Below are 15332 nucleotides of genomic sequence, written 5' to 3' on the forward strand. Positions count from 1 at the left end.
GGAACCGGAGCGGGCCCAATTCGCTTTGGTTGTCACGGTGTTGTGAAACTGTTCTGCAACAGGAAAGCCGAAATTTATGGAAGCTTAACGAAATCGGTATGAATCGGTGTGGTCGCGTCTTACATCCCGCCGTGCGGTGGGCGAGACCGTCAAGCGATGCGGAACGGGAACCGGTTGCAGCCGGAGCGGGTGATCCATGAAATTCCTCGGAAACAAAGCAACCGTGATGCCGCTTGCGGTTGTCACGGTAATGCTGGCCTTCGGCATGCCGCAGGCGGACGCGCAAGGGCTTTTCGAGAGGCTTTTCGGCGGTGGTATCAGGCGCGCGCCCCAAGGTGATTTCCCTCCGCCGCCGAAGCACAGACCGAGGCCGAAAGAATTCGCTGGTGGTGGCAGCAGGATCAACAGCCCGTCCTACTACACCTATAAGGCCGACCGGCTGGTGCTTGTCGATTTTGCGACACTGATGGCAGCACCACAGCCGGTGGCACCACAGGACGCTGCCTTTGTACCGTCGCTCACCAGCGACGCCTTCCGCGAAGCGATTGCCGGGCTCGGCGACTACGAGCTTTATGCCGAACCTGACATTGCCAAGGCGTTGATCGCCTATTACTCGGCCAATCCGGATTTCATCTGGGTGACCGGGACCGGCCCAAACGGTCGCGCGCAGGATGCGGTGCGGGTGCTTGGCGAGGCGACGAGCTATGGCCTGACGCCGGCCGACTATTCGGTTGAAGTGCCCGCCGCCGGCGCATCGACCGGCGGGGCCGATGCGCGGCTGCAGGAGCTCGTCCGCTTCGAGATGGCGCTGTCGGCGCGCGTCTTGCGCTATGTCCACGACGCGCAAAGCGGCCGCGTCGATCCCAATCGCATCACCGGCTACTATGATTTCCCGGCCAAGCCGCTCGACATGGAAGGCGTGCTGAAAACGCTGGTGCGCACCCAGCAAGTGCGCACCTATCTCGAATCACGGCATCCGCAGAATGCGGAATACCAGGCGCTGCGCGTCGAACTGGAATCACTTCAGGCCAGCGCCGAAGACGAGATCGTCGTTGACCCCAAGCTGTTGCTGAAACCGGGGCAGACCAGCCCCGAACTGCCGAAGCTTCTGGCGAAGATCGCGCGCAATCTCGACGATGAGATGGGCGGCGCCTATGGCGAGATATTGGCCAGGCTCGCCACCAGCGAGGTCTATGATCCGGAACTGGTGCCGGTTATCAAGGCAGTGCAGAAGAAGGCTGGCATGAAGGGCGACAGCGTCATCGGTCCGCGCACCGTCGCGGCGCTGGTCGGGACGTCCAAGGCCGACAAGATTCAAAAGGTGCAGGTCGCGCTGGAGGAGTTGCGTTGGCTGCCATCCGACCTCGGCAGTCCGCGCGTCTTCATCAACCAGCCGGCCTTCACGGCGAGCTACATCGAAAATGGCGAGGAGAAGCTGAAGACCCGCGCCGTCATCGGCAAGACCACCAACCAGACTTCCTTCTTCTACGATCAGGTCGAGCAGGTCGACTTCCATCCCTATTGGGGCGTGCCGCAGTCGATCCTCGTCAACGAGATGCTGCCCCGGCTGCGCAGGGATCCCGGCTATCTCGACCGCGCCGGCTACGAAGTGGTCAACGCGCGCGGCAAGCGCATTCCCTCCTCCTCGGTCAATTGGGGTGCCTATGGCGCGAAAGTACCTTATGGCGTGCGCCAGCTGCCGAGCGAGGCCAATGCGCTGGGCGAACTGAAGATTCTGTTCCCCAACAAGCACGCAATCTACATGCACGATACGCCGCAAAAGTCGTTTTTCCAGCGTGACATGCGCGCGCTCAGCCATGGCTGCGTTCGTCTGCAGAATCCGCGCGGCATGGCGGCGGCCGTGCTCGGCACCTCGGTCGACTACATTGCGGAGAAGCTGAAGCACGGACATTCGACCGAAAAGGTGGCGCGCACGATCCCGATCTATGTCGCCTATTTCACCGCCTGGCCTGATATGTCCGGCAAAGTCGAATATTTCAGCGACGTCTATGACCGCGACACGCGGCTGCAGCAGGCACTCGACAGCACGGAAGCGGTGCGCTCGCCGGCGAGCTGAGGACCCTAACGTAGGGAGAGCGGGCGCCGGAAGCCGGCCTCGCGCCCGGCAATCAGCCAGTAGACCAGACCGGCGACCAGGCCGGCGGCGGCGATGATGCCGATATCGGCCCAGCGCTCGTGGCTCAGGTCCTCCGGCGCGCTCGGCCAGATCAGGAAGAAGCCGGCAGCCGCTGCTGCGGCGCCGAAGACCATATGCAGCCAAAAACTGCGCAGCGAAAACAATTCGGCGATCAGCGCGAAGATCAGCGTCTGCAGGCCGGTCATCATGATCGTCAGGAAATAGATCAACATGCCGAGCGGCGGCACGACCAGCGCCGCGATGGGGGAGATCCCCATGAGATCGAAATACGCCGGTGCATCAGGCAGCGAACTCAATGCACCATACATCGTGGCCACGGCAATCAGCCCGACCAGCACCGCAACGAAATAGCCGGCGAGCATCATCAGAACGCGTTTCGCCACATGCTTTGCCGTCGCCATGCCCACCCCCGTACGGCTCAATGATCACGCCGCAGTCAGCCTTCAAAGGCGCATCGGCGCAAGGGGATGCCGTAAAGCGTGCAGGAAGTCTTAGTGAAGCTACGCCGCCGCCCCCTTCCGAGGGATCGTCCCCAGGCTGCGCTGTAACCTGCCGGAATTATTCCGGGTCCTTCAAGAGAAAGCCGGCCGCACGTATCGGCTGGGGGAAGATGGCCGTGATCTATTTCGGCTCGGCTGTCACCGGATCGTAGGTGATTTCGACCTTCGCCTTGTCGGTCGTGTAATAGGTGACGGTGTACGCGCCGCTGTCCCAGCCGACCTCGTCGACGTAGCGAAAGTCGTCGCGCTGCTCGACCTTGGCGATTATTTCGGACAGTTTCCTGGCATTCTGCGGCGGCAACGGGCTTCCGTCTGCGGCAAGGGCCGGTCCGCCGAGAAGGAGAACTACGACACCCGTCGCCAAAACACGTCTGGACATGGCTTTCCCTCACTCTTCGAGGAGTAGAAACTCGCGGCCATGCAGGTTTGTTCCGGGGTTCTGGAATGGACACTCGCGAATCGCGCCGATGCGTCGCGTTGTCGTTGCTCACGTTTACGGCGTCTGCAGATCGCCCTCCTCGGGGAAGAGATGGGCTAAGGCCGTGTCGAACGTGAGCTCCAGGGCGTCACCCGGTTCAAGGATCTTGTCTTCATCGAAGGCTGCAATGAGCTCGTGATCGTCGCGAAGTGTCAGGTCCACGACCGTCTCGCTGCCCAACCGCTCGGTATGTGCCACGATGCCATGCAGCATGCCTTCTCCAGGCTGCGCCGCCCGGAGGTACTGCGGACGGATACCCAGGATGGCCTTGCCGTCTTTCCGGAAGGAGCGCCTTCTGGTCGCTACCCTGATCGGCTCCAGGGATTGATTGCCAACCATTGCCGCTTCGCCATCGAGGTCGAGGACGTCGACATTCAGGAAATTCATCGACGGGGCTCCTAGAAAACCGGCTACGAACCTGTTGGCCGGCTCGTGATAGAGCTCCATCGGCGCTCCGATCTGCATGACTTGACCGTCCTTGAGGACGACGATCCTGTCAGCCAGCGTCATCGCCTCGACCTGGTCATGGGTGACATAGATCATCGTTGTGCCCAGTTGCCTGCGCAGCCGGCCGATTTCCATACGCATGTCCATGCGCAGTGCGGCGTCGAGGTTGGAGAGCGGCTCGTCAAACAGGAATACAGCCGGTTTCCGCGTGATTGCGCGCCCGATAGCGACTCGCTGGCGCTGGCCGCCCGAAAGCTGACTTGGGCGGCGGTCGAGCAAATGTTCCATTTGCAGAATGCGTGCGGCCTCGGCCACCTTCTGCTGCTTTTCCTGCTTGGTAGCGCCCGCGATCGTAAGACCGAACGCGATATTCTCGCGCACGGTCATGTGCGGAAAGATGGCATAGTTCTGGAACACCATCGCAACACCGCGTTGCTTGGGCTGGAGCTGGTTGACCACCCGGCCTCCGATCTCGAGGGTGCCTTCGGTTATGTCCTCGAGTCCGGCGATCATGCGGAGCAAGGTGGACTTCCCGCAGCCCGACGGTCCGACAAAGACGACGAACTCGCCATCGTTGATGTGGATATCGACGCCTTTGATGACGTCGACGCGACCGAAGGATTTCTTGACGCCCTTGAGTGAGACCTCAGCCATGAGCGATGGCTCCCGTTTCCTGATTCATGTGCGGCAATTCGGGGTCACCGATCGGTCTATCGGCCTTGAGGAATAGCCGTGCCAGCGCTTGCCGTAATGGGCAGACCGGCCGTCCCAGATCCACGGGTGTTCGAGCGCGAACCATGTATTCAGCCCTTCACGCCGGTCGAGGCGATCGACGCGATGAAGGCGCGCTGCAGCAAGAGGTAGAAGATCAGCACCGGGACGGTGATAAGGGTGAGATACGCCATGACTTCGCCCCAGGCGACGTTGAGTTGAAAGAAGTAGCCGAGGCCGACCATGACCGGGCGATAGCTTTCCTGCTGCACCACGATGAGCGGCCAGAGATATTGGTTGTACATGACGAGGAATTTCAGGATGGCGGCAGTCGCCAGAACCGGCCCTGAAAGCGGCATGACGACGCGATAGTAGACCTGCCACCAATTCGCGCCCTCCACCCGGCTTGCCTCGATCAGCTCGCCCGGCAGCCCTTTGAAATACTGCACGAACAGGAAGATCGTCAGCCCGTCGGCGATCCAGGGGATGATCTGCACCCGGTAGGTATTGAGCCAGCCCCAATGCAGCCCATCAAGCCCGATCCAGGGCAATTTCGAGACCAGGAGCAGGAGCGGGATAGCGATGGTCTCGAAAGGGATGATCAGCGTCGCGATGACGATCGAGAGCAGGACATCGCGCCCCTTCCACCGCAGGAAAGCAAAGGAGAATGCGGCCAGCGAACAGATCAGCAACGAGAGAAGGACGGTCGCCCCGGTGACCAGAACCGAGTTTAGGACGAACAGGCCGACAGGCGCCCGCCGGAACGCTCCGAAATAGTTGTTGAGGCTGATGTCCCCGACGGGCAGGAAAGCACGCAGGCTGGAGGTGTCCGCGAGGAGCTGATTGTCGGGCTTGAAGCTCGAGTTGATCATGAACACGAGCGGAAAGATGAAGATCAAGGCGATCAGGCACAGCACCAGATAGCGGACGAAGAGCCTCAGGCCGTAGTTGTCGGGATTAAAGGCCATCTTAACGCTCCCGTGTCAGCCAGCGCTGAGTGAGTGAGATCGCCAGCACGAGCGCGAACAGGATGACCGAGATGGTCGAGCCGCCCGAGATGTCCTGCTTGCCATAGCCGCGCTCGACTGCCTGGAAGACGAGGGTCTGGGTGCTGTCGAGCGGACCGCCATTGGTCATCACGTCGATCTGGGCGAAGAGGGCGAAACCCTGCATGGTGATCACGACAAGGACGAGCACGGCGGTATTGCGCAGGCCCGGCCAGGTGACATAGCGGAAGGTCTGCCATTTCGAAGCACCCTCGATCGCGGCGGCCTCATAGAGCGTGGGACTGATCATCTGCAACCCGGCTAGCCAGATGACCATGTGGAAGCCTACAGCCTGCCAGATCGACATGGCCATGACCGCGGGCAGCGCGGTCGAGGGGTTGCCCAGCCAGTCGACGGGCTGGAAGAGGCCGAAGGTGAGCCCCTGGAGGATGCTGTTCAACAGCCCGTTCTGGCCGTCATAGATGAACCGCCAGAGGAGCGAGACCACGACGATGGAGACCACCACCGGCATGAAGTAGATGGTCCGGAACAGGTTGATGCCCGTGACCTTGTGGTTGATCAGCAAAGCAAGCATCAGCGCGAGGCTGCCCTGCACCGGCGCCACGACCAGGACGAACAGGAAGGTGTTTACCAGCGCCTTCATGAACACAACGTCGCTGGCGATGACAACCATGACGTTCTCGCCGGACTGCCAGCGGAACCACTCGCGCATGCCGCGATACTGGGGATAGGCCTCGCTACGGGTGATCTCACGCAGGCGGGGATACTGGATTTCGCCGGCCTCGTTTCGGACCACTTCGCCAGCATCGTCGCGCTCTGGTTCGAGGGTCACCACCCCAAGGCCCAGGAGCTGACGATAGTTTTCCAACCCGACGAACTGGGTGGCATTCGGTGACAGCAGCCGCTGATTTGTCAATGAGAGACCGATCGCGAAGAAAAACGGCAGGACGATGAATATGACGATGAGTGCGAAACCCGGCAGGGCGAATGTCCAGCCCGTCCGGTTCGACAGGGTTAGTTTCGATGCCATTTGCGATATCCGCCAGAAAGCGTGGAGTCCGCGGCTGGCGGGGACCCCGGCGCGACAGAACTACCGGTGACCGTAGCCGCCGTTGCTTTCGATGTCGGCGTCGATCTCGTCGACCGCAGCATCAAGCGTGTCGGCCACGTCGGCGCCATTGGCGATGTCGGCCAGTGCCTTGGTGAAGACCTTGGCCTGGACCACGTAGCCCGGGGTGACCGGGCGCACCAGAGCTTGTGCTTTGGAGAGGTCGAAGAACACCGCGAGCGGGCCGCCATCCTTGTAGTTCTTCGTCATCTGTGCCGCCGAGGGCGTCGGCGGGATCAGGCCGATGCCGTCGGAAAAGGCGGCCAGGTACTTGTCCTGCGCGGCGAACTTGATGAACTCGGCAGCACCTTCCGGATGCTTGGACTTGGCCGAGACGCCGAACTGCCAGGAGCCCGCGCCGATCTTGTTGCCCGCGCCGAAATCGGGGGCTGGAAGGAAGACAACGTCATCCACGGCTTCCATCGTCGCCACCGCGCGCCAGTTGCCGTTCCACTGGAAGGCGAACTTGCCGTCGATGAAGCCGGTCTGCTGATCGGCGGGGTCCTCGCTGGTGCCAGGCGCATAGCCTCCGTTAAACAGCGATTGCCACCACTTGCCAAAGGCCTGCGCAGCCTCGCCGTTCAGCGCGCCTTCCGCGGTCTTGTAGGTCGAACGGTCGACAATGTCTCCGCCGAAGCTCTGCAGGAACGGCGAGAAGGCATAGGAGTACCACTCGGCTTGGTCGTTCATGCCGAGATCAAGGGCGAATTCATATTTGCCGGAGGCCTTGGCGGCATCAAGCGCGGCCATGAGTTCCTCTCTCGACCAGGGCTTGTCGAGGCTCGGGGTGCGCAGGCCCAGCTCGTCCAGCGTCGATTGGCGTGCAAAAAGCGCCACCGCCGCGTCCCACAGACCGACCGAATAGAGCTTGCCGTCCCACACGCCTTTGGTGCCGGGCAGGAAGTCGGCGAAGTCGCTCTCGTCGATCGGCAGCGGCTGCAGATAGCCGGCCCAGGCCCAATTGGGCATGACGGGCCCGTCCACATCCAAGATGTCGGGCAGGTTGCCCGCCAGGGCCGCCGCCGCGACGGAATCGTTGTAGCTCTTCTCTGGGAAGCTCTCGATGGTCACCGCCCAATCGGACTGGCTGGCGTTGAAGTCGGAGACGATCTGGTTGAGGGTTCGCGACTCCACCTCGTTGCCGGCGCCGTGATACCACATGGTCAACTTCGTCTGCGCCAGCGCGGGCACACACAGACAGGTCGACGCGATCACCACACCGGCAAGGTGTTTTGTCAGGTTCATCGATTATTCCTCCCTTTTGACTTCAAGGTCGCTGGCTGGATTCAAGGTCATCCCCGAGGCCCGCCAGGACACCGGGCCGGAAGACAGCGTCCTGGTTTCGGGCCGGCCGCTACGGGCCATTGATGGGTTCAGCAATGTTTGCGGAAGCCGGAAGCATTTGCAATTGCGTTGTTTCACCTAGTCGGAGCAGGAGGTCGACGGCGATTTCCCCTCGTTAGTTCCCGGGTACCGCCACGGAGATAGCAGCTCACCTAGGACGGTTTTATCGTCCGTCAACTTTCTCCCGGCCGCGTTCAATGTGCAGCTTGAGCGATTCCAAGGGTAGACAGCGCTTAGTGATGTGTACCCAGCTGCCTGGCGAATCGCATGAACCGGGTCATGGCAAACCTAACGATGAGGCGGAAGTTCGAAGCGTAGGCGGCTGCGAAGCGGATGGTAGCTTTGTACCGGAAGCGGGTATTGGTGGGCGATGCAGGGATTGAACCTGCGACCCCACCCGTGTGAAGGGTGTGCTCTCCCGCTGAGCTAATCGCCCGCTCGTTGCCCGAAGGCCAAGCGCGCCGCGATATAAGGGAGGCCGGCCGGGGAAGTCAAGGCGATGTCCGGGCGTTCCGACGAAGACCGAATGCAACTCCGCCGGGAGCGACCCGGTCGCCGTCGTTCAGTGCCCCGCAGCGGCAATCAGGCGTTCGGCCAGACCAAGCGTCAGCGCATCGAAATGCGAGATCACCGCCGACGGTTCGAATTCGCGCACATGGCGGTCGGTGTAGCCGAAATCGACCGCCACCACGGGAATGCCGGCGGCTTTCGCCGTATCGATGTCGGTCTGCGAATCACCCACCATCAGCGCGCGGTGCGGATCGCCGCCGGCCAGCACGATGGTTTCGGTCAGATGGCGCGGGTCGGGCTTGCGGAACGAAAACGTGTCCTGACCGCAAATCGCCGCGAAATGCTTCGCCAGGCCGAGCGCCTCGATCAGCGCCACCGAGTTGGCTTCGTATTTGTTCGTGCAGACGGCCAGGAGATAACCGGCTGCTTCGAATCGGGCGATCGTCTCGACGGCGCCGGGGTAGGGGCGCGATTTACCCGGGATGTTGTCGGTGTAATGATCGAGAAACAGTTTCAGCAAGCGATCATGCTCCTGGGTTTCCAGCGATCTCTGCTGCGCGGCATGCGCGCGCTCGATCATCACCCGTCCACCATGGCCGACGAAGCGCTTGAAGCCAGCCTCATCGACGGCTGCCAGTTCGCTCGCGGCAAGGCTGTGGTTGAGGCTGTCGAGCAGGTCTGGCGCTGTATCGATCAGCGTCCCGTCGAGGTCGAACACGATGATCGGTCGGGTCATGGCCTGTCCTGTGACGATTGCGCTGCCGGCAGGCGATAGCCGCTGCAGCCCATCCAGGCAAGCAGTGCTTGGTCAATCCACAGGGCAAAGTCTTTGACCGGGCGGGCAAAGATGCTAGGAGCGCCGAAACAAATTGGGGCGCGACACACGGCATGGATGCGAGACAATTGAAGGTCGAAGCCGCACGGGCAGCGCTTGCCCATGTGAGCGACGGCATGCGGCTTGGCATCGGCACCGGCTCGACGGCCGAAGAGTTCGTTCGGCTGCTCGCCGAAAAGGTCGCCACCGGCCTCACCATTATCGGCGTGCCGACCTCGGAGCGCACCGCCATCCTTTGCGGCGAGCTTGGCGTGCCGCTGTCGACGCTGGAAAAAACGCCCGAACTCGACCTTACCATCGACGGCGCCGACGAGATCGATCCGGCGCTGACATTGATCAAGGGCGGCGGCGGTGCGCTGCTACGCGAAAAGATCGTAGCGGCGGCTTCCGCTCGCATGATCGTCATTGCCGACCGTTCGAAAATGGTCGAGACGCTCGGCCGTTTTCCACTGCCCATCGAGGTCAACCCGTTCGGCCTGCGTGCCACGGAAATCGCGGTCGCCGCGGCGGCCGAAAGGCTCGGCCTTTCCGGTCCCGTCACATTGAGGATGACGGGGGGCCAGCCTTTTGTTACAGACGGCGGCCATTTTATCCTCGATGCATCTTTTGGCCGCATTCCGGATACAAGAGCGCTTTCGAATGCTCTCCATGCCATTCCGGGCGTGGTCGAGCATGGTCTTTTCATCGGGCTGGCATCAGCGGCCATCATAGCCGGCGACGGCATCCAAACCGTCCATGCCGCCCGAAAACCAGGGAGTTCTATCGATCATGATGTTGCATAACCGGGTTCGCCGTTTTTCTGCCATTCTGGCAGCTTCAGCCGTCTTTGCGTTTTCATCGCCGGCGTTCTCACAGGACGTCACCGACGGGCATCTGAAGGCGGCCCGCGCCGCGGTCGCGGCGATCCACGCGACGGACCCGTTCGACAACATCCTGCCGCAGGCCGCCGCCGCGCTTCAGCAGCAGCTTATCCAAAAGAACCCGGACATGCAGGAACTGATCGGCAGAACGGTCAGCGAAAAGGCTCTGGCGCTGGCCTCGCGCCGCGCCGATCTCGAGAAGGAAGCGGCCATGGCCTATGCCAAGGTATTTTCCGAAAAAGAGCTTACCGAAATCGCCGCTTTCTATAATTCCGATTCCGGCAAAAAGCTGCTCGACAGCGGCCCGGCCGTGACGCGTGACCTGCTCAAGGCCGCCGACATCTGGCAGAACGGCGTCGCTCGCGATCTCGCCCAACAGGTCGGCGAAACGCTGGCCGCGGCAGCAAAGGCCACAGCGCCGGCAAATGCCGCGGCTCCTGCGGCTGGTACGGAGCCGGAAGCACCGAAGAACTGAGTATATTTTCCGGCGGAGTTATCGCTGCTGGACCGGAAAGCCCGGCCTCCGTCGCGCGTCTGACAACATACGCGGCGCGGTGGTCCGGGCTTTTCTTTTGGTGGTTTGCAGCCTACCTGTCTCAAACATTTTGAAGGGCAAGGAGCGGCACCATGGCCGGTTACGACTACGATCTTTTCGTCATCGGCGGCGGCTCCGGTGGGGTGAGGGCGGCGCGCGTGGCGGCGGCACTCGGCAAACGTGTCGGCATTGCCGAGGAATACCGCTATGGCGGCACCTGCGTCATTCGCGGCTGCGTGCCGAAGAAGCTCTATGTCTATGCCTCGCAATTTCCCGAACATTTTGCCGACGCCGCAGGTTATGGCTGGACCGTGCCGCAGGCGAGCTTCGACTGGCAGACATTGGTTGCCAACAAGGATCGCGAGATCAGCCGGCTGGAAGCCATCTACAGGAAGAATGTCCAAGGCGCCGGCGGCGAGACGTTTCAGTCACGCGCCATGCTGGTCGATCCGCATGTGGTGCATCTTCTCGGCGAGGACCGCACCGTCACCGCCGACCAGCTTCTCATCGCCACCGGCGGTCGCCCGGCGCCGCACCCGGCTCTGCCCGGCCATGAGCACTGCTTCTTTTCCAACGAGGCGTTCGATCTCAAGGAATTGCCGAAGGCGATCATGATCGAGGGCGGCGGCTATATTGCCGTCGAATTCGCCAACATCTTTCACGGCCTCGGCGTCGACACAACGCTGGTCTATCGCGGCAAGGAGATTCTCTCCCGCTTCGACATGGATCTCAGGCGCATGCTGCACGAGACGATGGAAAAGAAGGGGATAAAAATCCTCTGCCATGCCGTATCCGAATGGATCAGGAAGCGTCCGGACGGGCGCCTCGACGCTGTCGTCACCGGCGGCAAGGTGCTGACGGTCGATCAGGTCATGCTCGCCATCGGGCGTCTCCCCAACACCGAAAACATGGGTCTTGAGGGCGTCGGCATCGAGATGACCAAGACCGGCGCGATCCATGTCGACCAATATTCGCGCACCAACGTCGACAACATCTGGGCGATTGGTGACGTCACCAACCGCGTGCAATTGACGCCGGTGGCGATCCACGAGGCAATGTGCTTCATCGAGACCGCCTTCAAGGGCAACCCGACCGCGCCCGACCATGATACGATCGCCACCGCGGTCTTCTCGCAGCCCGAGATCGGCACGGTCGGCCTGTCGGAAGACGAGGCCATAAAGCGTTTTTCCGATGTTGAGGTTTACCGCGCCACCTTCCGGCCGATGCGGCACACACTGTCCGGCCGCGACGAAAAGATGCTGATGAAGCTGGTGGTCGACGGCGCCTCGAAAAAAGTGCTCGGCGCCCATATCCTCGGGCCTGATGCCGGCGAGATGGCACAGCTTCTCGGCATTCCGCTGAAAGCGGGGCTGACCAAGGATGACTTCGACCGCACGATGGCCGTGCACCCGACCGCGGCGGAAGAACTCGTCACCATGTACAAGCCGACCTACCGGGTGAAGCACGGCGAGCGCGTCTGACGTTTTGCCCGTGCCGTCGCCAACGGAGCATTCCATGCACGCAAGCGATGGTGCAACTGGCCGGCAGGCCTGACTTGTGCCCTGCTGCCGGCCGTGGCGGGCATGGCAGGATCACTAGCGACGCTGGGCAACGATATTGTGTTCGCCGCTATTTCTGCCTCATGCGGCGAGGGAAGCGCAGCCATCTTTCCTCGACCGGCCTTGGGTGCTCGAGGATTGTGGTGAGCTCCACCGGCAGGCTCGGCGCCAGCGGCTTTTTGGTCGCGACGCCATCTGCGATCGTAACGATGCTGTGGTAGAATTCGGCGCCTGAAAGCGATCTTGGCGGCAAGGCCTCGTGCATGATTGAGATCACCGTGACGTCGGGACAATTGTCCTTGATCGCTTGATGGAAGGCGATCTTCCCTTCGGGATCGAGCGCGCCGGTCGCTTCGTCGAGGAACAGCAGTCCGGGCTGCTGCAGCACGATACGAGCGACAACCAGCTTCTGTTTCTGGCCGCCCGAAAGCACCTGGTCCCAGTTCATTCCCTCGCGGCTTTCATCGGCCATGTGTTCGATGAAATCGCCAAGGCCCGCTCTGTGCAGAGCCGATGCAACCTGCGTGTCGGTGTGATCGCGCTCTGAGCCGGGCAGGCAGACCAGTTGCTTCAGCGAGACCTGCTGCAGCTTGACCTCCTGGGCGGCATAGAAACTTTCGACCCCTTCCGGGAAGACGATGGTACCGCGGCCATAGGGCCACAAGCCGTTGATTGCCTTGATCAGCGATGTCTTGCCGCAACCCGATTCGCCCTTCAGGAACGTCCACTCACCGCGTCGGAAGCGCAAATTCGCAGCGCTCAGGAAGGGCGTGGCGTCCTCGCCCTGATGGGTCAGCTCCAGCTTCTGGATGGTCAAACCGAAAACCGGGTTCTGGCGGTCGTAGCGGAAATCGGAGCAGCCGGTGAGGCTGTAGAATTCCTGCGGGTGCTGGACGTTTTCGATCGCGTTGGCGAGTTCGGTGACGCGTTGGCTGTTGGCCCGCAGAGCCGCAATGGAAGGCATGACATGGATGAACCACGAACACTGACTGATCAGCGAGTTGACCATCTCGGAGCCGGTTATGTAGCCCTTGAGATCGAAACGGTTGTGGATGTAGGGCACGAGGCCGGGCCCGTAGGCGACAATGCGGGCGCCGATGAAATTGTAGACCAACTCGAACGAACGGTAGCCGGTGTTGACAATGTTCAGCCGCGCCCAAGTGCGGTCGATGTCGACATAAAGCCGGTCGTGCATCGTCTTTTGCACGTTCTCGCCCTGTGATGCGGCGACGTGGAAACTGCGACGCAGGAACGTCGTCAACTCGCCGCGATAACTGCCTTCGGACTGCTGCATCCGGATGTTGATCCGCTCCAGCAGTCTGCCGAGCTTCACCGCGATCCAGGTGTTCAGCGGCACGTATATGGCGACCGCCAGGAAAGCCAGGACCGCGCTGCCATAGCTGCCGAGGAACTCCAGCCCTTTCACCTCCGCCGAGGTTTCAAGCAGTTTCCGGCCGACGAAATAAAGCGATGTGGCGACAGCCATGACCCCCATGGCTAGGCCGATGGCTCCGCCGGTCATGTCCTTGATCGATTCCTGAACGCGCTGGTCGATGTTGTCGGGAGCAGCAGTGCCGGAGGAACCATGCTGGGCATGGAAGTGCGTGTGATTGGTGTCGAGAAGCGCTTCGTTGAAACGGCTGTCCAGCCAACCGCGCCATTTGCGATGCAGCGTTGCGGAAACAAAGGTGCGGATGCCGGTAAAGCCCGCGTCCTTGAGCACGACCAGAAGGATGAGCATGCCGGCATTGGTGAGCAGCGATGCGAGCGGCGTGGTGTTCGCGGCATCGTGGTAAAAGGCGATCGAGTTGACCAGTTCCCCGGATGCTTCGGCGAACCAGACGCCGGCTTTGCTGGAGAGCGCGGTAAACAGCGCTATGACCAGCGTCAGCGTCCAGGCCTCCACCCAGCGGTCCGAGAACCAGTAGGCCCGCATCAGTCCCCAGAAGCTGCGCATCGAGGAAACCGGTGTCAGGAGCGGCGGCCTTGCGGCACCGCGGAGCCATTTTTCCGATATTGAATGTCGCTCTGGTCTACCGACCCGAATCACAATCCCGCCCAACCCTCTTTTAGTTTTGTTACAGACAGTAACACCAATTGATCATTTTCCATTATCTTTTCTCGGCCTGCGAAGGATTGATCCGCTCGCCGTTGCCATCAAGCAACAGAATTCAGGACTGCAATGTCATGCCATGTCGTTCCCTAAGGAACGTTATCTTTGTAATTTCAATGGTTTGCTGATCCGTTCGTGCGGGCGCCGGCATCTTCCCTTAGGGAAGCTCTTTCCACAGTTTTGTGAAGGCAAGAGCGAGGCCGATCAGCCGATTTTTATGCTGCGGAAGATGGACGCGCATGAAAAAGTGCCGTCTTCGACACGTCTTTGTTGCCATGTCGGACCTGGCGGCGGCCGGAAAAGTAACCGGAATGGCGTTGGCTGAAGCGCTGCGCGGCGATGCCGCCAAGCTCGCCTACGGAAACAGCTGCAGCAAGGGGTCGCTTTCCTGCAAGGCGTCAACCAAGGGCGCCTGCACCAGCAGCAACGGGCACTGATTTTTCGTCAGCAACGCCAAGATAACGGTGGAGTAGCGCCTCTTCAGTTCGCTTTCTCCAACTCGCCCCGCGCCTTGGCCGCCGCAACCTGGCGAATGGCGTCGGTGAGCGTGTCGGCGTCCTGCGCGCCCATCACCGCATACTTGCCCTCAAGCAGGAAGCACGGCACGCCCGTGATACCCATGCGCGAAGCGGTGGCGATTTCGGTGCGCACCGCCTCGACATCGGCGTCAGTCGGCAAAAGCGTCTCGACCACGGATGCATCCATGCCGGCCTCGCGGGCGGCGTTGATCAGAACGGCATGATCGCCGAGATTGGCGCCTTCCTCGAAATTCAATTGGAACAGACGTCGCACCAGCCGGTTCTGCATGACCTCGCCGGCGGCACCAGCCCAGCGGATGACGCGGTGCGCGTCCAGCGTGTTGGGCGCGACCTTGATGGCGGCGAAGGCGAAGTTGATCCCCTCGGCTTCGCCCAGTGGCTCGATGCGGGCGTGGATCTCGCGGACGCGTTCGTCGCTGCCGAACTTGGCCACCATGTATTCGCGGCGATCCTTGCCTTCGGGCGGGATGGTCGGGTCGAGCTGGAACGGCCGCCAGCGTATGTGCACGTCGACATCGCTTGCCGCGGCGATCGCCTTGTCGAGCCGCTTCTGGCCGATGAAGCACCACGGACAGACGACGTCGGAGACCACATCGACGGTAATCGACTTCTCGTCGCTCATCTTGAT

General features: G+C 61.5%; 14 protein-coding genes and 1 tRNA gene. 5 read left to right on the forward strand and 10 right to left on the reverse strand.

Annotated elements, in window-relative coordinates:
- Positions 1-196: 196 nt before the first annotated feature.
- Positions 197-2077 (forward strand): L,D-transpeptidase family protein, encoded by a 1881-nt coding sequence (locus IHQ72_RS21595; protein WP_258117111.1) that lies wholly within the window; start codon positions 197-199, stop codon positions 2075-2077.
- A 5-nt stretch (positions 2078-2082) separates the two neighbouring features.
- Here the strand turns inward: IHQ72_RS21595 and IHQ72_RS21600 are convergent, their stop codons facing one another.
- From IHQ72_RS21600 to IHQ72_RS21635, 8 genes are all read right to left on the reverse strand, one after another.
- Positions 2083-2559, reverse strand: a complete 477-nt coding sequence (locus IHQ72_RS21600) for a hypothetical protein (RefSeq protein ID WP_258117113.1) — start codon at positions 2557-2559, stop codon at positions 2083-2085.
- 220 nt (positions 2560-2779) lie between these two features.
- The gene (locus IHQ72_RS21605; RefSeq protein WP_095492994.1) at positions 2780-3037 is read right to left on the reverse strand and encodes a PepSY domain-containing protein; all 258 of its coding nucleotides are present in this window, start codon (positions 3035-3037) and stop codon (positions 2780-2782) included.
- Positions 3038-3151: 114 nt separating this feature from the next.
- Positions 3152-4237: an ABC transporter ATP-binding protein gene (locus tag IHQ72_RS21610; protein WP_258117115.1), complete on the reverse strand. Its 1086-nt coding sequence runs from the start codon at positions 4235-4237 to the stop codon at positions 3152-3154.
- 149 nt (positions 4238-4386) lie between these two features.
- The gene (locus tag IHQ72_RS21615; RefSeq protein WP_258117117.1) at positions 4387-5262 is read right to left on the reverse strand and encodes a carbohydrate ABC transporter permease; all 876 of its coding nucleotides are present in this window, start codon (positions 5260-5262) and stop codon (positions 4387-4389) included.
- Between the two features lies 1 nt (position 5263).
- Entirely contained in the window at positions 5264-6331 is a 1068-nt protein-coding gene (locus IHQ72_RS21620; protein WP_258117119.1) for a carbohydrate ABC transporter permease, read from the reverse strand.
- 60 nt (positions 6332-6391) lie between these two features.
- Positions 6392-7624 carry an ABC transporter substrate-binding protein gene (locus IHQ72_RS21625; RefSeq protein WP_258117121.1) on the reverse strand — a complete coding sequence of 411 codons (1233 nt, stop codon included), beginning with the start codon at positions 7622-7624 and terminating at the stop codon, positions 6392-6394.
- A 490-nt stretch (positions 7625-8114) separates the two neighbouring features.
- Positions 8115-8189, reverse strand: a tRNA-Val gene (locus tag IHQ72_RS21630).
- A 126-nt stretch (positions 8190-8315) separates the two neighbouring features.
- Positions 8316-8999, reverse strand: a complete 684-nt coding sequence (locus tag IHQ72_RS21635; RefSeq protein WP_258117122.1) for a phosphoglycolate phosphatase — start codon at positions 8997-8999, stop codon at positions 8316-8318.
- 152 nt (positions 9000-9151) lie between these two features.
- Between IHQ72_RS21635 and rpiA the strand changes: the two genes are divergently transcribed.
- The 3 genes from rpiA (at position 9152) to gor (ending at position 11974) form a co-directional block, all read left to right on the forward strand.
- Positions 9152-9880: a ribose-5-phosphate isomerase RpiA gene (gene rpiA / locus IHQ72_RS21640; protein WP_123151354.1), complete on the forward strand. Its 729-nt coding sequence runs from the start codon at positions 9152-9154 to the stop codon at positions 9878-9880.
- Complete coding sequence (locus IHQ72_RS21645; protein WP_095493001.1) at positions 9867-10433, forward strand: DUF2059 domain-containing protein; 567 nt, start codon at positions 9867-9869, stop codon at positions 10431-10433. The genes rpiA and IHQ72_RS21645 overlap by 14 nt, the downstream gene beginning before the upstream one ends.
- A gap of 152 nt (positions 10434-10585) precedes the next feature.
- The gene (gor, locus tag IHQ72_RS21650; protein WP_258117123.1) at positions 10586-11974 is read left to right on the forward strand and encodes a glutathione-disulfide reductase; all 1389 of its coding nucleotides are present in this window, start codon (positions 10586-10588) and stop codon (positions 11972-11974) included.
- Positions 11975-12122: 148 nt separating this feature from the next.
- On the opposite strand, the gene IHQ72_RS21655 is transcribed toward gor, so the two are convergent.
- Positions 12123-14009, reverse strand: coding sequence for an ABC transporter ATP-binding protein/permease (locus tag IHQ72_RS21655; RefSeq protein ID WP_258117125.1), 1887 nt, complete (start codon positions 14007-14009; stop codon positions 12123-12125).
- Between the two features lie 395 nt (positions 14010-14404).
- Between IHQ72_RS21655 and IHQ72_RS21660 the strand changes: the two genes are divergently transcribed.
- Entirely contained in the window at positions 14405-14602 is a 198-nt protein-coding gene (locus tag IHQ72_RS21660) for a hypothetical protein (RefSeq protein ID WP_258117127.1), read from the forward strand.
- 43 nt (positions 14603-14645) lie between these two features.
- Here the strand turns inward: IHQ72_RS21660 and IHQ72_RS21665 are convergent, their stop codons facing one another.
- Positions 14646-15326 (reverse strand): DsbA family oxidoreductase, encoded by a 681-nt coding sequence (locus IHQ72_RS21665; protein WP_123151511.1) that lies wholly within the window; start codon positions 15324-15326, stop codon positions 14646-14648.
- Positions 15327-15332 lie beyond the last annotated feature (6 nt).

The sequence above is a fragment of the Mesorhizobium onobrychidis genome (genome assembly GCF_024707545.1).
Taxonomy (GTDB): Bacteria; Pseudomonadota; Alphaproteobacteria; order Rhizobiales; family Rhizobiaceae; genus Mesorhizobium; species Mesorhizobium onobrychidis.